This window comes from Bdellovibrio sp. HCB185ZH (assembly GCF_047302455.1).
Taxonomy (GTDB): Bacteria; Bdellovibrionota; Bdellovibrionia; order Bdellovibrionales; family Bdellovibrionaceae; genus Bdellovibrio.
The window spans coordinates 1,356,402-1,375,156 of the sequence record NZ_CP178624.1; the positions used below are offsets into that span (position 1 = coordinate 1,356,402).

Annotated in this window: 20 protein-coding genes; 12 read left to right on the top strand and 8 right to left on the bottom strand. The window is 46.3% G+C overall.

Going from position 1 to position 18,755, the window contains the following annotated elements; genetic code table 11:
- The first annotated feature begins 65 nt into the window (after positions 1-65).
- Complete coding sequence (locus ACLSU7_RS06620) at positions 66-575, top strand: NUDIX domain-containing protein (RefSeq protein WP_413294771.1); 510 nt, start codon at positions 66-68, stop codon at positions 573-575.
- A 58-nt stretch (positions 576-633) separates the two neighbouring features.
- On the opposite strand, the gene ACLSU7_RS06625 is transcribed toward ACLSU7_RS06620, so the two are convergent.
- Both ACLSU7_RS06625 and ACLSU7_RS06630 read right to left on the bottom strand, forming a co-directional pair.
- On the bottom strand, positions 634-2,898 hold the full coding sequence (locus ACLSU7_RS06625; RefSeq protein ID WP_413294772.1) for a hypothetical protein: 2,265 nt from the start codon (positions 2,896-2,898) through the stop codon (positions 634-636).
- Positions 2,899-3,041: 143 nt separating this feature from the next.
- Entirely contained in the window at positions 3,042-3,605 is a 564-nt protein-coding gene (locus tag ACLSU7_RS06630; RefSeq protein ID WP_413294773.1) for a TetR/AcrR family transcriptional regulator, read from the bottom strand.
- A 131-nt stretch (positions 3,606-3,736) separates the two neighbouring features.
- Here ACLSU7_RS06630 and ACLSU7_RS06635 point away from each other — a divergent pair, with 131 nt between their 5' ends.
- The 3 genes from ACLSU7_RS06635 to ACLSU7_RS06645 all read left to right on the top strand — a co-directional run bounded on the left by ACLSU7_RS06635 (position 3,737) and on the right by ACLSU7_RS06645 (position 7,058).
- On the top strand, positions 3,737-4,900 hold the full coding sequence (locus ACLSU7_RS06635) for an FAD-dependent oxidoreductase (protein ID WP_413294774.1): 1,164 nt from the start codon (positions 3,737-3,739) through the stop codon (positions 4,898-4,900).
- Entirely contained in the window at positions 4,893-6,308 is a 1,416-nt protein-coding gene (locus ACLSU7_RS06640) for an FAD-dependent monooxygenase (RefSeq protein ID WP_413294775.1), read from the top strand. Before ACLSU7_RS06635 ends, ACLSU7_RS06640 begins: the two co-directional genes overlap by 8 nt.
- 441 nt (positions 6,309-6,749) lie before the next feature.
- Complete coding sequence (locus ACLSU7_RS06645; RefSeq protein ID WP_413294776.1) at positions 6,750-7,058, top strand: helix-turn-helix domain-containing protein; 309 nt, start codon at positions 6,750-6,752, stop codon at positions 7,056-7,058.
- 83 nt (positions 7,059-7,141) lie between these two features.
- On the opposite strand, the gene rpe is transcribed toward ACLSU7_RS06645, so the two are convergent.
- From rpe to lptG, 4 genes are read right to left on the bottom strand one after another with little or no spacing between them, the layout of a single operon-like run.
- The gene (gene rpe / locus ACLSU7_RS06650; protein WP_413295381.1) at positions 7,142-7,768 is read right to left on the bottom strand and encodes a ribulose-phosphate 3-epimerase; all 627 of its coding nucleotides are present in this window, start codon (positions 7,766-7,768) and stop codon (positions 7,142-7,144) included.
- 1 nt (position 7,769) lies between these two features.
- The gene (gene fmt, locus ACLSU7_RS06655) at positions 7,770-8,714 is read right to left on the bottom strand and encodes a methionyl-tRNA formyltransferase (RefSeq protein ID WP_413294777.1); all 945 of its coding nucleotides are present in this window, start codon (positions 8,712-8,714) and stop codon (positions 7,770-7,772) included.
- Positions 8,707-9,321: a peptide deformylase gene (gene def / locus ACLSU7_RS06660; RefSeq protein WP_413294778.1), complete on the bottom strand. Its 615-nt coding sequence runs from the start codon at positions 9,319-9,321 to the stop codon at positions 8,707-8,709. Before def ends, fmt begins: the two co-directional genes overlap by 8 nt.
- A 27-nt stretch (positions 9,322-9,348) precedes the next feature.
- Complete coding sequence (lptG, locus tag ACLSU7_RS06665; RefSeq protein WP_413294779.1) at positions 9,349-10,428, bottom strand: LPS export ABC transporter permease LptG; 1,080 nt, start codon at positions 10,426-10,428, stop codon at positions 9,349-9,351.
- 48 nt (positions 10,429-10,476) lie between these two features.
- Between lptG and ACLSU7_RS06670 the strand changes: the two genes are divergently transcribed.
- Genes ACLSU7_RS06670 through ACLSU7_RS06690 form a run of 5 tightly spaced genes read left to right on the top strand, consistent with a single transcriptional unit; the run spans position 10,477 to position 14,323 of the window.
- Positions 10,477-11,598: a response regulator gene (locus ACLSU7_RS06670; protein ID WP_413294780.1), complete on the top strand. Its 1,122-nt coding sequence runs from the start codon at positions 10,477-10,479 to the stop codon at positions 11,596-11,598.
- A 50-nt stretch (positions 11,599-11,648) separates the two neighbouring features.
- Complete coding sequence (nadC, locus tag ACLSU7_RS06675) at positions 11,649-12,473, top strand: carboxylating nicotinate-nucleotide diphosphorylase (protein WP_413294781.1); 825 nt, start codon at positions 11,649-11,651, stop codon at positions 12,471-12,473.
- Positions 12,473-13,228 carry a biotin--[acetyl-CoA-carboxylase] ligase gene (locus ACLSU7_RS06680; protein WP_413294782.1) on the top strand — a complete coding sequence of 252 codons (756 nt, stop codon included), beginning with the start codon at positions 12,473-12,475 and terminating at the stop codon, positions 13,226-13,228. The genes nadC and ACLSU7_RS06680 overlap by 1 nt, the downstream gene beginning before the upstream one ends.
- Positions 13,228-13,776 carry a thioredoxin family protein gene (locus ACLSU7_RS06685; RefSeq protein WP_413294783.1) on the top strand — a complete coding sequence of 183 codons (549 nt, stop codon included), beginning with the start codon at positions 13,228-13,230 and terminating at the stop codon, positions 13,774-13,776. Before ACLSU7_RS06680 ends, ACLSU7_RS06685 begins: the two co-directional genes overlap by 1 nt.
- A 13-nt stretch (positions 13,777-13,789) precedes the next feature.
- On the top strand, positions 13,790-14,323 hold the full coding sequence (locus ACLSU7_RS06690; RefSeq protein WP_413294784.1) for a GyrI-like domain-containing protein: 534 nt from the start codon (positions 13,790-13,792) through the stop codon (positions 14,321-14,323).
- Positions 14,324-14,361: 38 nt separating this feature from the next.
- Here the strand turns inward: ACLSU7_RS06690 and ACLSU7_RS06695 are convergent, their stop codons facing one another.
- Entirely contained in the window at positions 14,362-15,117 is a 756-nt protein-coding gene (locus ACLSU7_RS06695; RefSeq protein ID WP_142699475.1) for a TerC family protein, read from the bottom strand.
- A gap of 160 nt (positions 15,118-15,277) precedes the next feature.
- On the opposite strand from ACLSU7_RS06695, the gene ACLSU7_RS06700 reads away from it, so the two are divergent.
- Together ACLSU7_RS06700 and ACLSU7_RS06705 are read left to right on the top strand one after the other, a co-directional pair.
- Positions 15,278-16,591 (top strand): C1 family peptidase, encoded by a 1,314-nt coding sequence (locus ACLSU7_RS06700; RefSeq protein WP_413294785.1) that lies wholly within the window; start codon positions 15,278-15,280, stop codon positions 16,589-16,591.
- Positions 16,581-16,982, top strand: a complete 402-nt coding sequence (locus ACLSU7_RS06705) for a hypothetical protein (protein ID WP_413294786.1) — start codon at positions 16,581-16,583, stop codon at positions 16,980-16,982. The genes ACLSU7_RS06700 and ACLSU7_RS06705 overlap by 11 nt, the downstream gene beginning before the upstream one ends.
- Here the strand turns inward: ACLSU7_RS06705 and ACLSU7_RS06710 are convergent.
- Positions 16,979-17,692 (bottom strand): SIMPL domain-containing protein, encoded by a 714-nt coding sequence (locus tag ACLSU7_RS06710; RefSeq protein ID WP_413294787.1) that lies wholly within the window; start codon positions 17,690-17,692, stop codon positions 16,979-16,981. The genes ACLSU7_RS06705 and ACLSU7_RS06710 overlap by 4 nt on opposite strands.
- A 144-nt stretch (positions 17,693-17,836) precedes the next feature.
- Here ACLSU7_RS06710 and ACLSU7_RS06715 point away from each other — a divergent pair, with 144 nt between their 5' ends.
- Positions 17,837-18,493, top strand: a complete 657-nt coding sequence (locus ACLSU7_RS06715; protein ID WP_413294788.1) for an OmpA family protein — start codon at positions 17,837-17,839, stop codon at positions 18,491-18,493.
- Positions 18,494-18,755 lie beyond the last annotated feature (262 nt).

Sequence of the window (18,755 nt, forward strand, 5' to 3'; positions counted from 1 at the left end):
ACAAAAATAAATCTACTTGCTCTACAATTCTGGAATCACCTGAGCTCGAGGTCAAGGAGACCACTATGGCTAGACCCGTCTTTAGAGACGACAAAGAATATTATGAATCACTCCCCGCTAAACGCATCAGCACCGGCGCCCTGATATTTTATAAAAATCAGCTGCTTTTGGTTCAACCCAGCTATTCTGCGGGATGGATTCTGCCTGGTGGCACAGTTGAGGCCGAGGAATCCCCTATGGATGGATTGATGCGAGAAGTTCGTGAAAACTTGGGAATTAACATCACCCCGACTCATGTCCTGGCGATCGATTACATCTCTAACAAAGATGTGAAGGGCGAGTATCTGAGCTTTCTGTTCGGAACAATCGATTTAAGTGAAAAGCAGGCGCAAAACATCGTGGTGTCGATGATGGATATTAAGAATTTCAAATTCGTTGATATCGATGTGGCGTATTCAATGCTAGTCCCAGCGATTTCTCGCCGGGTTGCAAGTGCTCTAAAAGCCGTATCAGAAAATTATGTGATGGTTTATCTCGAGGACGGAAAAATCCCGCCCCGCGATTTACCACTTTAGGTGCCAGGTCCTATTTACGGACGCGCTGCTCCCGTAAATAGGACCTGGCACCTTTTTATTACAGAGCTGGTTTTAGTGGTGGCAATGTTGCCAAACCATTTTTAACTGCATCTTTTGTTACACCAGGAAGTTCTGAGATTACTGGTTTTACGTATTCTTTGTAGTAGCGACCAGGCACATTCGTTGTCGTGTACTTCACATTATATGAAGACATGAATGTGTTGTTGATCGAGTAGTTCATTTCCACTCCGGCACCAGCGATGTCTAAGATCGTTTGGAACAAGAACGGACTTCTTAACATTTCCTTACCGAAGTTCGCATAGGAATTAGCGAAGGCTTTGTCGTTGCGGTGAGCGTACATTTCCATGTCGCCTACTGCAGAGTACATTTTTTCTGCAGCATCATTCGCGCTCCATTTTAATCGCATATCACAGCTGCTCATTCCTTCGTCTTTACGACAAAGTTCCCATAAATCGGCATTGCGTGTGTACTCTTCAGCTTTTTTATTTACCAAAGCTTTGAATTGATATTCAGACATGGCAGAAATCTTGTGCATGACTTTTAAAGTCTGAGCTTCATCCAAAGTCGCTGTGAAATTTACTTTTGCATATTGCATGTCAGTCAAAGTCGGAAGATTGACATTTAAAACGCTTGCCATGCCGGTTTTTTTCACAAGTTCTTTGATCGCCGTGCGAATGTCTTTATGACTTGAAGATTCGTCGTCCGCGGACCATGTGTATTGGCCAAACAACACTTTCTCAACACTGCGATCTTTCAAATCTTTGACCTTAACAACCGCGCCATAAAACGCTTCGGTTGTTGACGTGTGCGTGTCGCCCAGCTTGCTGCGTTTTTCTTTCAAGTAGATTCCGTACTGAATGTCCGAATTTGTCTGATCATAGAAAGCTTGTGTTGAAGAAATATCAAAGATCTTTCCTGCAGACCAAGTCTTGTACGCCAAAATAGGAATACCAAAGAAAAAGTTATTCAACTTACCAACTTGGCGTTGATTGATTTTCTCCCACTTCACAACCGGGCCTTGCGGATTGTTTGCGGCATACTGTTGCACACCAGCGACGTTTCCTTTGATCAAGTCATTGTACGCTTTCGCGCCCATTGGGTCTTGGACATTGATCATATAGGAGATACCTTCAGAAACACTTTTAAATTTCGAAGTGCTGACTGTCGCCAAAGAAACTGACATCTGTGCTTGCAAGGTATCGATCTTGACATCGTCGATACGCACGTAAACATTCTTGCTATCCACTTTTTCTACGTACGTTTGAAAAGTACCTTGAGCGACATAAGTTGGACCGGCACCGATGGATGCAAAGCCAATTGACGAAGAAAAGATAATTCCACCATTGGAAGCATAAGTGACATTGTCACCTTGTGCCCATGTGTTAAAATCAGAGGCCTTGGTCGGCAATGACAAAGCTGGATAATTGCGAGCTTCTGCCTGAGTTCGTACGTTGCGCGTGGAAACCATGTCGCGGCCTTCGAAAGGAATCAAACCGATGCTTCCCCAGAAAGATTGCGCAAGGCCCGTGGCATTTTCGAAATAGAACATCAAATTCACACCGACACCCGCAGCAACGCTTTTATATTTCGTTACTTGAAAGCCACCGGAATAATCACCGGAAAGCAAAGTGTCGTTAGCTGCGTTGAATTCCTCTTTCACCGCTGAGGTCAAAGCCTTCGCCAGACGTGGATTGTACTCGGTCTTATTAACAACTTGCGTACCCCAGTCAAAGTTCAAGAAAAACGCCGGCAATAATTTAGCCTTTAATTTTCTTTTCGGTTTGTTATCACGACGCTCTGGAGCCGGAGCTGCTTCATTAGGCTCTTGCTCATTGTTTTGATTATCGGTCTGAGCTGGCTGTTCTTTTGCCGGCTCCTTTGCAGGTTCTTGAGCTGGCTCTTTTGTTGGTTCTTTTGTTGGCTCAGCTGTCTTCACTGGAGGTTTCTCCTCAGGTTTTGCCGGAGCCTGCGGTTGCGGTTTCGGAGTCGTCGATGGCGCAGGCGAAGCCGTTGGTTGCGGCGATGGCTGAGGTGTCGGCTGCGGATTTGCTGGAACACTTGGTGTCGGAGTCGGCACCGGTGTCACCGGAGTCGGAGAAGGAGTCGGCGTAGGTGCCGTTGGTTTTGAAGGCGTCGGCTTCGGTGGTTTTGGCGGCTTAGGTGGCTTTGGTGGCTTTGGTGGTTTGTGACCGCATTTGATATGATGCTTGTGGCCTTTACCACCCGCATGAGCTTCTTCGTGGAAACTCAAAGACATTCCAAGGACCGTTAAAACTGCAAGTGCAAGTTTCGCGTTCGACACGTTCTTCTCCCAGCAAATAATGGTTTTTTCGTTTATCAACTATGCGAACCATTAATAAGGGTGCTCCAGAGAAGTTCAAAACGGCGTAATTTTGACAGGGAAACACTACTGGAGTCGTAACCGGGTCATACAGTACAAATGCTTTATTCTTTCCATCCTTTTTTTAAAATATCGAATAACGAAGTGAGTGCGGCCTTGGGTTTTGATTCTCCCAAAGCACGATAAAATGAATCTAAGACAAAACGTGCAACGGCTTCTGCCTCGAGAGCACTGACTTTCTTTTTGCTTTCCTTTTGAATCGCTTTTGCCAAAGACTGCTCGTGGCGCATCCACATTTGCTTTGAATAAAGACTGAGTTCCGGCGTGCCATCAACCAGCTTCATAAAGATTTCGTACTGCTTTTTGTGATCCTTACTGATGAAATCAATATTCTTTAGCCCCATTTCCAACAAAGCTTCCAAAATGCCCTGCCCTTTTTTACGGTTCAAAACTGCGTCGACCAGCTCCTGCTCCATGTCACTGTCTTCGTCAAAAACCAGGGCTTCTTTGGTTGGGAAATAATTGAACAGAGTCGGCACAGAGACTTGCGCACGCTCAGCGATCTCGGCCGTCGTCACGTTGTGATAACCTCGCTCAATAAAGAGCAGAGTCGCCATATCAGATATAGCCTTGCGAGTTTGTTTCTTTTTCGTTTCTCGAAGTCCCATATTTACACGCCTCCAGGCCATCAATTCGATTTAAACGTCCTTTCGGATAATTTTACTTCATAAAATATTTAAGTCACTATAAAATTCTACTGGAATCGCTTACTCTACGACCAGACGTAAGGAGATATCCCATGCCTCAAATCACTCACACCCCCATTGCAATCATCGGTGCTGGCCTTGGCGGACTGACGTTAGCGCGTGTCCTACATATTAACGGTATTGCTGCGAGGGTTTATGAAGCGGAAGCCTCCCCGACGGCACGTACTCAAGGTGGCATGCTGGATATTCACGATCATAATGGGCAGTTGGCTCTTAAAGACGCCGGACTTTATGACCAGTTTTTAAAACTGATTATGCCGGGCGGCCAGTCTTCGCGCGTGATCAGCAAAGAAGGCAAAGTATTACTTCACGATCCTGATGATGGAACTGGTGGCAGACCCGAAGTCAAACGCGGCGAACTTCGTCAGATGTTACTTGAATCACTTCCCGAAGGCACTGTGCTGTGGGGACATAAGATTCAAACGATCACTCCCGTGGATCAGAGCAAACATCAATTGAACTTTGCCAATGGTACGACCATCACAACGGATTTACTTATTGGAGCAGAAGGTGCTTGGTCTAAAGTTCGTCCATTACTGAACGATGTGAAACCAACTTATGCCGGAACGACATTCATTGAAACTTATCTGCACGATTCAGAAAATCGTCATAAGGCCAGCGCAGAAGCTGTAGGCTCCGGTTCATTGTTTGCTACCACTCCCGGAAAAGGTATTCTGGCCCACCGTGAGCCGAATGGTGTCTTACATACATATATAGCTTTAAATAAACCAGCGGAGTGGTTTGCGAACATCGACTTTTCTGATAAGGCAGCACTAGCTCGTATTGCCGAAGAATTCGAAGGTTGGGCGCCAGAGCTTCGCGCTTTAATCACCGATGGAGAAACGATTCCCGTTGCTCGTCCCTTGCACACTCTTCCAGCTGATTATGAATGGAAACGCGTGCCTGGCGTGACGTTACTAGGCGATGCCGCCCACTTGATGGTTCCATCGGGTGAAGGCGCGAACCTTGCGATGTTCGATGGCGCGGAACTTGGTAAAGCTATCGTTGCTCACCCTGGCGATATCGAAGCCGCTCTCGCTGCATATGAAAAAGAACTTTTCCCCCGCAGTCAGACTGAAGCGCAAGAAGCCATAAAAATTCACGACATCCTACTCGGCGAAAACACTCCGCAAAGTCTTTTAGATTTTTTTGCGAACGCCAAACCCGCCGACTCACACGAAAGTAATCATGAATAATAACGATTCGGTTCTTTACGATGTCATTATCTCCGGCGCAGGCCCGGTCGGCCTGTTCCTGGCCTGCGAAGTGGCCTTAGCTAAATGCTCAGTTTTGGTTTTAGAAAAATCAGACACTGCTGATTCTCCTCTTAAAAAGTTTCCATTTGGAATGCGTGGACTGAATGCGCCCTCGATTGAAGCGCTGGATCGCCGCGGATTGCTGCAAGAATTTGAATTGCACAAACGCTTTAAAAATCCTCACCAAACCAGTATTACCGAAGGTCCGCGTCGGCAGGTCGGACACTTTGCGGGAATTCCTTTTCTGGAAGGAAACATCAATACTTCTCAGTGGAAATACCACCTGCCCAGCTCCCCGCCCGCAAGTCTGATGACAGAGATGGCAGAGATTGAAACCATCCTCACTCGTCGCGCCGATTCTTTAGGCGTGATCATCAAACGGGGTGAAGCTGTCACTGAATTTCGTCAAACTGAGAATGAAGTGACCGTTCAAACTGACAGCCACAGTTACAAAAGCAAATGGCTGGTGGGTTGCGACGGCGCTCGTAGCTCCGTTCGCAAAATTGGTCGATTTGAATTCGCGGGAACCGAACCCGAATTCACGGGATACTCGGCACAAGTCGATATCGTAAATCCTGAAGTCTTAAGTCCCGGCAGAGTCGTCACGGACAAGGGAATGTATCTGCAATCCCAACCCGGCTACATCAACTTGCAGGATTTCGACAAAGGATCCTTTCATAGTTCTGACAAACCGATCACACTTGAACACGTCCAAGAAGTTTTTCGTCGCATCTCAAACACGGACGTCACAATAAGTGCTTTGCACATGGCGACAACCTGGACAGATCGCGCTAGGCAGGCCACGAAATACCGCCATGGCAGAATCCTACTCGCGGGTGATGCCGCCCACATCCATTCTCCCCTCGGGGGACAAGGTTTAAATTTGGGTTTAGGTGATGCGATGAATTTGGGATGGAAACTTGCCGCCACCATTCACGGGACCGCTGCGGAAGGACTGCTCGACACCTATCAAACCGAACGCCAACCCATCGGCATGCAAGTTCTGGATTGGTCCCGCGCACAAGTCGCCATCATGAGCCCTGGCCCCTCAGCGCGCGCACTGAATGCCATCTTTCGCGATTTAATCAGCACCACCGACGGCGCCACCTACTTTGCCGGCAGAGTTTGGGGAATTCACACACACTATGATCTTGGAGAAGGTCATCCTCTTTTAGGTCATAGTGTACCGAATTTTGAATTTAATGATGGAGTAAAGATGAACGATTTTTTGCATGCAGGAAAATGGATTTCGATAAATTTCGATTCCTACCCCGTGAAGAATTCATTGGGACTTGCAGAGCTTCTGATCCGGCCCGACGGCATAATAGCGGAATTAAAAAAGGCATAGTAAATGGTAAAAAACAGCCGCTCCTCCACGAACTTCCCTGCGACAGCACCAGTTCAAGCAGCTCCGAGGTCGCAATCGTCCGCACTCCAATTTAACTGACATTCCATTTCCCTCTAAATTGCAGCGTAACTTGAACAGGAAATTGCATGATTCCACGGCTTTAGCAAACTTGACAAATTGTGCGGTATAGCGCACAATGGAGAAAATACGTGGTTTACCGCATATTGGAAACTGAAGACTTTCGAAGGTGGCTTCAGAAACAATCCCCAAAAACAAGGTTGATAATCACAGCACGAATTGAGCGACTTCAAGTAGATGGACATTGGGGCTTTGTAAATCGCTTTGATAATTTAATTGAACTGAAATGGACCTCAGGACTCCGAGTCTACACTTCACTAATCGAAGATAAACTTGTGATCTTACTCGCTGGAGGAAATAAAAATGGACAAAACAAAGACATCAAAAAAGCCAAAAGCCTCCTCCAAAAAATCACTCAAACATTTTAAACCCGACACTGCCATTCTGCTGAACAAAAAACTAGTCGCAGAAACTTTAGTTGAGTGCTTACTTCGGAATGACATTGATACATTTCAGGATGTGCTTGTATCCCATCTTCGCGCCCTTTCGAAAACTGATCTGGCCCAAAAAACTGGGCTTGGCCGCCGCACCTTGTATGATTTGATAGAGGGAAAAAAATTCGACCCACGACTTTCCACACTGAGCGCTATCTTGAGCAAAATAGCAGGATGATAGTTTAGCATTATCATCAATTCTTACGACATGCTGAAGAACCGCGGAGGTTCTGCGTCGCAACAAGAAACAGGACCTGGCACCTATCGGAGGGAAGCGATGGCTTGCGCGTAGTCTTTACCGAAGACGTAGCTGCCAGCAACGAAGACATCCGCTTCATGACAAAGCTTCGCTGTTTCGTCGTTGATACCGCCGTCGACTTCGATCAGGCAGTTTAGGTTTTGTTTGGAAATTTCCTGGCGCAGGCGAGAGATCTTAGCGATCTGCTCGTGCATGAAAGATTGTCCACCGAAGCCAGGCTCCACCGTCATCACCAAAACTAAATCGCAAAGATTCAATAACGGAATCACAGAATCAATCGGAGTTCCAGGACGCAAAGTAATTCCGGCTTTCGCACCGAGGGCTGTGATTTGGCGAAGAACTGATGCAGGATCTTTGGTCGCTTCCACATGGATCGTCAAATAGTCAGCGCCCGCTTTGATGAAATCAGCCACATATTTTTCTGGCTCAGTGATCATCAAGTGAACATCCAAAGGAATCGGAGAAACTTTTTTTAAGGCTTTCACAACCGGGATACCGATTGTCAAATTGGGAACAAAGTGCCCGTCCATCACATCCACATGGGCCCAGTCAGCTCCGGCAGCGGCGATTGCTTTCACCTCTTTTTCAAGGTTTGCAAAGTCTGCTGACAGAATCGAAGGGGCAACCATTTTAGCCAATGTGATCTCCTGGTTTCAAAGTGTGGCCTTTTAAGAAATCGGCGACTTTCATACGATTGCGGGATTCAGGCTGAACTTCAAGCAATTTCAATAATCCATCGCCCGTTGCGACAGTCACAGAGTCTGCGTCAACCGCCGTCACCGTTCCTGGTTTAGCTGAACCTGCTGCTGGCAAAGGACGCACAACATGCAATTTTAATTTTTTACCATCAAGCACTGTATAAGTCCCAGGTCCGTAAACGAAGCCGCGAACTTTACCATCGATGGATTTCGCCGACTTCGTCCAATCAACCAACGACTCGGCCTTGTCGATTTTAGGAGCAATTGTCACCAAAGATTCATCTTGAGGAACCGGCGCCAGATTTCCGCGCACATAATCCATCAACTCCACTCGCAATAAATCGGCACCCAAATCAGCCAGCACATCGTGCAACTGCAGGGCATGCATTTCCGGAGTGATCTTGACCCGACGAATACCGATGATATCGCCCGCGTCTAATTTCTTAACCATTTTTTGCAAAGCCACGCCGGACTCTTCATCGCCCGCTTCAATCGCACGCTGAATCGGGGCTGCCCCGCGCCAACGTGGCAAAATCGAACCATGCACATTCACGCAACCAAAGCGGAATGAATCCATAAAATCTTGAGTCAGGATTTGACCGAAAGCCACCACCACGCCGACTTCCGCTCCCCAGGAGCGAATTTCTGCGACGGCTTCAGGATCTTTTTTAAGGGATTCAGGAGTTAGAACTTTAAGACCGTGCTCAAGTGCTAAAACTTTCACCGGACTTGGTGTCAGTTGCATTTTGCGACCCGCAGGACGATCCGGCTGAGTCACAACGCCGACAACTTCATAATGTTCATCTGCAAGCAAGGCCTTCAAAGATGTGACAGCAAACTCTGGTGTACCCAGAAAGCAGATGCGGACCTTACTCACGCTCTTCGCCTTCGATTTGTTTCGAGCGAGCTCTTTCCAATTCTTCTTTCGTTGGATAGCCGTGCTTTTGAATTTGTTTTTTGATTTTATTGGATTTCACAAAGCTCAAGTGATCGATGAACAATGTGCCTTCAAGGTGATCCAACTCGTGCTGCATGCAAATCGCAAGCAACCCGTCGGTTTTCACGATGAACTCTTTGCCGTTCACATCAAAAGCTTTCATTTCGATGTAATCGTAACGTTCAACCGTTTCGTAATAACCAGGAACAGAAAGGCAACCTTCATCGAAAGTCGTTTTGCCTTCGCCCTTAACGATGGTTGGGTTGATCAACACCAAAGGTTGCTCAACTTGTTTTTCCAAATCAGTCATTTCTTGATCTTTATAACGGCGGCCCTTTTCGTCTTTAGGGCGAGTGTCGATGACGATCATGCGGCGAAGCTCGCCCACTTGCGGAGCAGCCAAACCGATACCATGAGCATCGTACATTGTTTCGATCATGTCCTCTTGAAGCTTTTTAAGCTCAGGTGTGCCGAACTCAGATAGCGATACCGGGTCTGCGACCTCGCGCAATCTTGGGTCAGGGAAAGTGAGGATTTTCATGATCATAGGGCCTCCAACGAGGCCCCCATTATATCAGCGTTTCAGCCTTTTGAGAAGGACCAAGGCCAATCCCGTCATTAAGATATTCGGAGCCCAAGCGGCTGCGACCGGAGGTATCGACCCGTGCTGCCCCAGAGTGATTCCAGACGAATACATCACGTAATAGGCGAAAACCAGCCCCAGACAGATACCCAGATTGATCATAGTCCCGCCAGAACGGCCTCTCCCCACACTGAATGGGAGTCCTAAAAGACTCATGACAAGCCCCGCAAAAGCAAAGCTGTATTTCGACTGATAGCCCACCTCATAGGCAATGGTGTCCAAGCCCGCATCTTTATTCTTCATGATGAAGTGCTTAAGTTCGCCCTGGGACATCATTTCAGCAGTTTGACCGGCACTTTGCAGATCTTTAGAATCCTCGGCCATCACGATACTTTTCGTTTTAAAGTCCGTGGTCAAAGGGAAGCTCGAATCCTTGGTAAACAAGGTCACCGTTCCGGCATTCAGAAGCCACTGACTGCCTTTGATTTCAACATCGTGAGCCGTGATCATTTGGATCAAATCCCACTCGTCACTAAAGAAGTACATCGTCAAACCTTGCGCACGATCGCCTTTAGCACTCAATGTTTTGATATTAAAAATCGCATCTTTCGTGCGGTACCAAATCTTATTGGTCTTAACCGTCGAAAAGCGATGCGGCTCTTTTTTTAACTCATAGTACAGGATGTAGTTCTTTTGAGTGTTCGCGCGAGGCACCAGTCGGTCGGTCATAAAATAACCGCCCAAAGAAATCAGAGTTACCCAGAACAACACCGGAACTGCGATCCGTAGGAGACTCATCCCTGCTGAAAATAACGCAACGAGTTCATTATTCTTGTTTAAGTTCGTCAGAGTCAGGATTGTGCCCAATAAACAAGCGACCGGAAGAAGTTTCGAAATAATGTCAGGAAACGAGTAAAGGTAGTAAGTGAAAATCGTCGTTGTGCTGACACCTTTGTATTCAGAAATCGTCGACATCGCATCGACTGCCGTGAACAACGTCAGGAAAATCAAAAGGCCACCCAGGAAGTAGCCGAAGAAAAGCCAAGATGTGTATCGATCAATTCTGTTCATTCTTAGAGTTTCCTTGACTCAGGTCGAAAATCCTATTTAACTTTGATTATGGCTTTACGCGTCTTACTTGCAGATGAGAGTTCCACAATCAAAAAGGTTATGCAACTGGCATTGTCCGACTTTGCGGTCGAGGTCAAAGCCGTTCCTGTAGGTCTTGATGTTTTACCTGTCACAAAAAGCTTCAAGCCAGATATTATTTTTGCAGACGTACTTTTGACAAAAAGAAACGGCTACGAAGTCAGTCTGGAACTAAAAAACGATCCTGAAACAGCCAACATTCCTGTCGTCTTGATGTGGAGTGGTTTTATGGAAATCGATGAAGGTAAAGTCGCAGAATCCAAAGCCGATGACCGCTTGGAAAAACCATTCGATGCAGAACACCTGCGCGGATTGGTGAACAAACTTGTTCAAAAAACTTCTGAAAATCCCGTAAGCCAATACCTGACATTCCCCGATATGCCTGACTTTGAAGAAATGCCGGCAGAGGGTGAAATGCAAATGCCTGCTGAAAACTCGGAGTTAAGCTTAGATGCCATTCCAGAGATCAGTGAAGACGAAGCTTTAAGTCTGGACATCCCGGGCGAGGAGTTCGCTTCCGTTCCTTTGACAACGCCAAAAAGCGAAGAAGACATGGATGAGAACGGTTGGGCCCATCAGGATTTAACAAAATTTAAACTGAACATTCCAACGACTGAGTCCGATGACTTTGCCTCTAAGTTTGTAATCCCTCAAGACGAGGATCTTTCAAACGCGCACATCGAAGTTTCAGGTAATTTCGAAGAGATCAGTTTTGATGAAAATGGCCCCGATTTGACGGAAAAGCCCACGACGGTTGCTGCCAAAGCTCCACCTCAAGCATTACCTGAGGATTCTTTCTTAGGAAAAGTCGAAAAATCTGTAAAAGATCAAATGATGGAGACCTTAAACAAAGGTCCTTCTGCAAATAAAGCGCAACCAACGGCTGCAGGGGGAAAACCAGCAGCGGCTAATGCTCAGGGTAAAACCCAATCCAAGGTGGACTTGTCCAGCGAAATGATGGAAAAGATTGTTCGTGAGGAAGCTCGCGAAGTGATTGAATCCGTTTGCTGGAAACTCCTTCCCGAGATCGCAGAACGTATCGTTCGCGAAGAGTTGAATAAACTTATGCGCGAAACCGAGAAATCTATCTAGTACCTTCTTTCGTTCACCTCACATCAAGGTACGCCTACATGTGAGGTTCTATGACACTGGTTGAATTAATCCGCGCCGCTATCAAAGAAGACATGCCTAATGGCGATGTCACAACTGAATCACTCGCATTAACTCCAAAAATTGGGAGAGCTCGTTTGAAAGCAAAGGAAGACCTGGTCCTTTCTGGAGCCGCTCCTTTTGAACAAACAATGCAAACTCTTGAACCAAACTGCCGCGTGAAATGGCATTTTGAAGAGGGCGATGAAATCCTGAACGGCCAAATCATCTGCACTATCGAGGGCGATCTTGTACAAATCTTGAAAGCAGAACGTGTGGCTTTGAATTTCCTGGGTCACTTGTCTGGGATCGCGACAGTCACTCGCCGTTTTGTAAAACAAGTTCAGCACACGAAAACGAAAATCCTAGACACTCGTAAAACAACTCCGGGTTACCGCGAGCTTGAGAAAAAAGCTGTACTTCATGGTGGTGGAGTCAATCACCGCATGAATCTAAGCACAGCTATTCTTATCAAAGACAATCACATCTCCGTCATGGGAGGAATCACGGCTGCGGTGAACCGCACACGTGAACACAGCAACCTGCCGATGGAAGTTGAAACACGCACATTGGCTGAAGTGAAAGAAGCTGTGGGCTTGAATGTGAAGCACTTGCTTTTAGATAACATGGATAACGACATGCTTAAGCAAGCCTTGGCATTGGTTCCTGAAGGTGTGCACACCGAAGCCAGCGGCAACATGAACTTGGCGCGTGTCCGTTCCGTTGCAGAACTGGGTGTCAGCTTTATTTCTGTCGGCGCTTTGACACATTCAGCACCGGTTGCTGACGTTTCTTTGATCTTTGCCTGGGAGGAATAATGACAAATGAAAATCCCATGAGCGAAATTCGCATCGGCGATGTGACGGCGAAATGGGCTCGCAACAATCACTTGCATGTGGAATACAAACATCAGCAGGAAAGCACCAACCTCACTGCCAAAGAATTGGCGTTCGAGGAAGACTTGCTGGAGCAACAGCTTTGTCTTTTCGTGACGGATCACCAAACAGCGGGTCGCGGTCGCGGCAAAAACACGTGGACTGATTCTGAACCGGGCTCTTCTCTTTTGAGTTCTTGGTCTTATCTTTTGCCAATGAAGCCGCAGCCGACAGCTGCTTGTCTGGTGGGACTCGCGGTTTATCGCGCGTGTTCAGCGACGTGGCCATTTTTGAAATGGAACCTTAAAGCACCGAATGACATTTACATTGGTAACAAAAAAGTGGCGGGAATCCTTTTAGAAAATGTCGCGCAAGCGGATGAGGTTCGCTTCATCGTAGGCTTAGGTGTCAATGTGACGTCTTCTCCTAAGTCGGTGGAAACTTCGACAAGCATTTTGGAATCTTTGCCCGAAGGCGCACCTTTATTGGGTGAAGACTACACCGCATTCTTGGATCGCTTGATGTTTGAATTAACGGATGCGGCTTCTCACTGTGATCAACCTTTAAGCACTACGGAGCAGTTGTCATTGCTAACGGCTTTGAACTTGCATCCTTTGCTTAAAGAAAAATACACGGCGATGGAAGCCGACGGCAGCCTTTATATTGGCAAGAAAAAGATCAGCTGGATGGAGCTTTAATGGCGACGACGTTTACTCCTTTTCCTGATTTGGGGAATGCTGTTCCGGAGTTTAAGCTTCCGGCAGTTGATGGAAAAACTTATTCTTTAAAAGATTTCTCCAATGGGAAACCTTTGGTGGTGATGTTTATTTGTGCTCACTGCCCTTATGTTCAGGCAGTTGAAGAACGCCTGATCACTTTGGGGGCTGATCTTAAAAAAGATGGCGTGAACGTGGTGGGAATTTGCTCTAACGATCCTAAAGATCATCCCGAAGATTCTTTTGACGCTTTGGCAAAACGCTGGAAAGAAAAAAATTACTCTTTCACTTATCTGGTCGACGAATCCCAAGACGTGGCCAAAGCCTTTGGTGCGGTTTGCACGCCGGATTTCTTTGTCTATGACGGGGGGTTAAAACTTGTGTACCGCGGTCGCCTGGATAATTCGTGGAAAGATGCCAGCAAAGTCACTCAGCGTGAGTTGTACGATGCGGTTCAAACTTTATTAAGAAATCAAAAAGTAACTGAAGAACAAACAGCTTCGATGGGCTGTTCAATCAAATGGAAGTAGTACAATGAGATATATGTTAGTTTTCGTCGCAGTGACGATCATTTCTTTCGGTGTTTATCTAGCGACTTACTTGGGCGCATTCAAAGGCGTGCAAATTTCTGAAGTTCAACAAGGCCCGTTTAAAACCATTTTCATTGAGCACGTAGGTCCTTACCACAAAGTGAACAAGGTCATCGAGCGCGTTGAAAAATTCATGAAAGAAAAAGGCGTTACGTGCCAACGCACTTTCGGCGAATACCTTGACGATCCTCGCCAAGTCGAGGAAGCACGTCTTCGCTCTAAAGTGGGCTGCATCATCGATGCGATGCCAGCTGGAGCTCCAGAAGAAATGAAAGAGGGAGAAATTCCGGCACGCTCTTATGTGCAAGCGGTGTTCACGGGCTCGCCAGGGATTGGGCCTTTGAAAGTTTATCCTCGCGTAGAGGCCTATCTTTTAGAGAAAAAATTAGAACAAACTGGAGCTGCTGTTGAGATCTACGAGATCCACTCGATCACTGAAAAGGCCGCTATGACGACGACCTACTTGTTCCCAGTTAAAGCTAAATAATAAAAAAGCCGCTTCAAAGAGCGGCTTTTTTTTGATCTTTATTTAGGCTCTTCAGCGATACGTTCGCGAAGCTTAACCGGTTCCGTTTTCTTAGACTTACGCATTTTAATGTTTAGCATCTCGACACCGACCGAGAAGGCCATAGCGAAGTAAACGTAACCTTTCGGAATGTGTACTTCCAAAGATTCCACAATCAATGTGAAACCGATCATCAGCAGGAAACTGAGTGCCAGAATCTTAAGTGACGGATGAGAATCCACGAAGTTACTGATGGATTTCGCAGATACGATCATCACACCCGCAGAAATAACCACGGCTGCGATCATCACGCTGATCTCACTCACCATACCGACCGCTGTGATTACAGAATCCAAAGAGAACACGACGTCCAAAAGCAGGATTTGAAAAATCACCGCATTAAAGGAATGCGCCACATGATTGGACTGACTCCCCTCGACGCCTTCAAGTTTATGATGAATCTCCATCGTACTTTTTACGATCAAGAACAGACCACCCAACAGAAGAATCAGATCACGACCTGAAATTTCTTGGCCTAAAACTGTGAACAGCGGAGCCGTTAAACCGATGATCCAGCTTAACGAGAAAAGCAAAATCACGCGGGTGATAACCGCAAGACTCAAACCCATCACACGAGCTTTATCTTGCTGCTCTTTCGGAAGCTTGCCGGCGAGGATAGAAATGAAAATGACGTTGTCGATCCCCAGAACCAGTTCCAAGGCAAACAATGTGAAAAACGCGATCCAGATTTGCGGATTCGAAAGCATTTCGATCATGTGAAAAGCACTCCTTTAGTCGTGTCCCTTACGTTAAAGGAGCCCATTTCCTTTGGCCACAGAAATTCCATCACTCAATGCTTCATTTCTATTCAAAAATGTTAAGACTTCTCCTATTAAATTACTCCCCAACTCTGTCCATTCCGCTGATAATTACAAAATGAAGTACTTACCGTTGCTATGTCTGCCTTTTTTATTTCCAACGATCTCCCTTGCTCAATCAGCGAACTGCGCTGAGGCCAAAGAACTCTATGAGGGGATTAAGAGTTCCTATGACAAAACCATCGTAACCAAAACCGTGCAGATGCTAAAGACTTCGGTGAAAGCTTGCGGTCAAACGACGCAACAGCTTTTAGGCGTCGATGATAAGTTTCTGGATGGCATGGCCAAAGAATCTCGTAAACGCGAATTCTTACGAGTTAAAGACGATCTCGATGCCGCCGCAAAGTACGGAGACACGAAGCAATTCGAAAAGGAATTTGCGGACTACTCCAAAGAATTCGGCTTGGAAGACTATAAAAACTATCTGGCGGAGAAAAAGCAGCAAGGTCTTGCCGCCGAAAGCAAAGAGCGCAAATCCTGTACTGCAGTTGATATGAGCAAAGAGATGCCACAAACACGGAATCAAGACTCCGTCGGTTGGTGCTATGCTTTTACAGCTGCCGATCTGATGTCTTATAAATTGAAAAAGAATATTTCTGCGGCTGACATTGCTTTGTCTTATCAAGACGATTGGCTCTCCGGCATGGACCGCGGGATCTTGGGTACGGCAGCAGCAGATGTTGCAGGTGGCTTCACCGACAATGCCATCAGTAAAGCAGCGAAAGAAGGATTTTGCTTAGAAAGTGAAATGCCATCCGAAGACAACCAAGGCGGAAACTTTGCAGAAAATATGAGGCAACTGGATTTCAACGGACGAAACCAAATCATGGCTCAAAATCTCGCTTGCAATGACCTCTATACTGAAGCCAAAAAAATGTTTCCCAAAATTAGTCTCGCAGACGTGCAAGATGTCGTTAATAGAACTGTCGAGGAAGACTTCATCTTGGGCTTGCGTAAAAAAAGTTGCAAAAACCGGATCCAAGCAAAACCTGAAGTCGTTTCCGTGCAAAGAAAAGGCTTTTACAATGGATATAACGATTTAATCAGTCGCGCTGTTAGCGATGAAAAGTATGCGAATATCATCGATGAACAGCTCAGCAGCAATAATCCAGTGGGAGTTGGAGTTGATGCCTATTCGTTCTATGATCGACGCGCTCCCGCCTCTACACCCGCCTCAGTTGGCGCTCATGCGGTGACGATCACGGCTCGTCGTTTCAACGAAAGAACCGGTCAATGTGAATATAAAATTAAAAACTCCTGGGGCAAAGGCTGCTCTCAATATGACAAAGGATACGAGTGCAAAGACGGTCAATTTTGGATGCCCAAAGCAGATGTTCTTCGCCGTACGTGGGAAGTGACTTATGTTAAGTAGTTTATTTGCTATGGCGTTCACTCTGTCTTTTGCACAGACTCCCCTTACCTGTGAACAGGGTCAGCTGCGCGAAACTACTGATGGTAAAACCACGGAAATCAAAGCGTTCTATTGCTACAATGAAGACAAAACCATTTTAACTTCTAAAAGCTGCCAAAAACTTGATTGCAAGACGGCATTTAAAGCCAAGTTCATCGATAAAAGCAAAGTAACGAATACCACCAGCAATCCTGGCTTCAATATCTGTCGTGAATTAAAAGGAACTCCCCAGATTGTGGAGTTTAAGGCGGGACAGGACTGGCACCGACTGGATCGCTGCACCTTTAAAGATGGCAGCTTCGTCAGTACCAGTGAATTGGTGGGCTATTATCTAAAGCCGCAACGAGATTAGTTAATTTCGTATTCTGCCGTCACTTCAACACGAACTTTGATTTGACCTGCACTTAGTTCCGTCGGAGCGGAATCAGCCATCGCCTTCATCGCAAAGTTACGCATCAAGGGAACAGGCGGCTGAGTCGTCGGCGCTCCATGACTGATTCTTGTAACACCTTTAATTTTCACACCAGCGGCTTTGGCGATCTCTTCGGCCTTCACTTTTGTTGCACGAACTGCGTCACCCAAAGCCGATGTCTCAGCGCTTGAGCGTTTATCAGAATCCCAATTGATTGAATTCACATTTACGCCGGAGTCCTTCGTTTGCTTGTCGGTGACCAACGCGTCAAGGAAAGGACCAGCTTCATCCACCTTGCGCAAAGTAACTACCAACGATTGCACGACTCGGAAGCCTACCATTTTATTCGTTTGCGTTTTCTGGTCGTAAACGTATTCCGGATTCAAACTATAGTTATCCGTTTGAATGTCTTCTTTTTTGACTTTAAAATCGTCAAAGACTTTTTTAACTTGTTTGAATTGGTTGGCTGCTGTTTGTTGCGCCACTTTCGCAGTTTGTGCCTTACTCCAGACTTCAACAGTCATACTGACCAAATTAGGATCCAAGCCTTTTTCAGATGTTCCGCTAACAATAATCAGGCGGTCCGTCGCTTGAGCTATCCCGGCCCAAAGTGTGACAACCACTACCAAAGCTTTAATCGCTGTTCTCATATAAACGCTCCTTCATTCAGTTCGAGTAACGACGCTTCTCAGAATAAAACAAAACATATATGAGCACCAAGGGGGATTGACGAATTTCGCGCAGCTTGGCAAACTTTGTCTATTCACAAAAGAATAAATGAAGGAGTTCTATTTATGAAAAGACTGGTTCTTGTCGGAACAGCCGTAGCAATGATCGCTACGGGTTGCGCAACTGCGAATGAAAATCCAAATGCAGCAAAAGGTGCTGGTATCGGTGCCGCTATCGGTGCAGTTGCAGGTGCGGTCATTGGTCACCAAACTGGTAAACGTAACGAAGGCGCTTTGATTGGGGCCGCTTTGGGTGCTGGTATCGGTGGCGGTGTTGGTCACCGTATGGATAAACAAGCTAAAGAGCTTGCGAAAATCGCAGAAACAAAAAGAACTGAGCAAGGTTTGATCACGAAACTTAAATCAGACATCTTGTTTGACACTGGTAAATCTAATTTGAAACCAGCGGCTCAATCCAGCATCGCGGAACTTGCGCAAATCATGAAAAAGTACCCTGAGAACGTTTTGACGATCCGTGGTTACACTGACGACACAGGCACTGCAATGAAGAACAATCCCCTTTCAAAAGATCGCGCTGAATCCGTGCGCGCGCAGTTGATCATGGGTGGCGTACCTGCTGACACTATCACATCCGTAGGAATGGGTGCTGCAAACCCAGTGGATCCAGCGAAAACAAACGAAGCTCGTGCAAAAAACCGCCGAGTAGAAATCGAAATCACTGTCGACGAATCTAAAGTACCTAAACAAGCGTCTAATCACTAGTGAGCTAAATTCTAAAAGATCGCTCAGGAACCACCAGACGAACCCCTGGTGGTTTTTTTATTTCCCTGACCCAAGTCATAAACAAGACTGGTGTGACGTCGCCCGACGTGATGAGAATCATCTCATATTTCAAACTTTCTTGATAAGATATCCCTGTAGTTAAAAAGAACGTTATAGCTTGTACGTATTATTTTAGGAGCGTTTTTTTCGTGAACGTTTTTGCAAGCACGTTGTGAAAGAGAAGCGGCTGGAGAACATGGAT

Bases quoted from the DNA above. Each gene is read 5' to 3' on its own strand.
- ACLSU7_RS06620 (WP_413294771.1), top strand. From the start codon at position 66: ATGGCTAGACCCGTCTTTAGAGACGACAAAGAATATTATGAATCACTC.
- ACLSU7_RS06630 (WP_413294773.1), bottom strand. From the start codon at position 3,605: ATGGGACTTCGAGAAACGAAAAAGAAACAAACTCGCAAGGCTATATCT.
- ACLSU7_RS06635 (WP_413294774.1), top strand. From the start codon at position 3,737: ATGCCTCAAATCACTCACACCCCCATTGCAATCATCGGTGCTGGCCTT.
- ACLSU7_RS06640 (WP_413294775.1), top strand. From the start codon at position 4,893: ATGAATAATAACGATTCGGTTCTTTACGATGTCATTATCTCCGGCGCA.
- ACLSU7_RS06645 (WP_413294776.1), top strand. From the start codon at position 6,750: ATGGACAAAACAAAGACATCAAAAAAGCCAAAAGCCTCCTCCAAAAAA.
- rpe (WP_413295381.1), bottom strand. From the start codon at position 7,768: ATGGTTGCCCCTTCGATTCTGTCAGCAGACTTTGCAAACCTTGAAAAA.
- def (WP_413294778.1), bottom strand. From the start codon at position 9,321: ATGATCATGAAAATCCTCACTTTCCCTGACCCAAGATTGCGCGAGGTC.
- lptG (WP_413294779.1), bottom strand. From the start codon at position 10,428: ATGAACAGAATTGATCGATACACATCTTGGCTTTTCTTCGGCTACTTC.
- ACLSU7_RS06670 (WP_413294780.1), top strand. From the start codon at position 10,477: ATGGCTTTACGCGTCTTACTTGCAGATGAGAGTTCCACAATCAAAAAG.
- nadC (WP_413294781.1), top strand. From the start codon at position 11,649: ATGACACTGGTTGAATTAATCCGCGCCGCTATCAAAGAAGACATGCCT.
- ACLSU7_RS06680 (WP_413294782.1), top strand. From the start codon at position 12,473: ATGACAAATGAAAATCCCATGAGCGAAATTCGCATCGGCGATGTGACG.
- ACLSU7_RS06685 (WP_413294783.1), top strand. From the start codon at position 13,228: ATGGCGACGACGTTTACTCCTTTTCCTGATTTGGGGAATGCTGTTCCG.
- ACLSU7_RS06690 (WP_413294784.1), top strand. From the start codon at position 13,790: ATGTTAGTTTTCGTCGCAGTGACGATCATTTCTTTCGGTGTTTATCTA.
- ACLSU7_RS06695 (WP_142699475.1), bottom strand. From the start codon at position 15,117: ATGATCGAAATGCTTTCGAATCCGCAAATCTGGATCGCGTTTTTCACA.
- ACLSU7_RS06700 (WP_413294785.1), top strand. From the start codon at position 15,278: ATGAAGTACTTACCGTTGCTATGTCTGCCTTTTTTATTTCCAACGATC.
- ACLSU7_RS06705 (WP_413294786.1), top strand. From the start codon at position 16,581: ATGTTAAGTAGTTTATTTGCTATGGCGTTCACTCTGTCTTTTGCACAG.
- ACLSU7_RS06710 (WP_413294787.1), bottom strand. From the start codon at position 17,692: ATGAGAACAGCGATTAAAGCTTTGGTAGTGGTTGTCACACTTTGGGCC.
- ACLSU7_RS06715 (WP_413294788.1), top strand. From the start codon at position 17,837: ATGAAAAGACTGGTTCTTGTCGGAACAGCCGTAGCAATGATCGCTACG.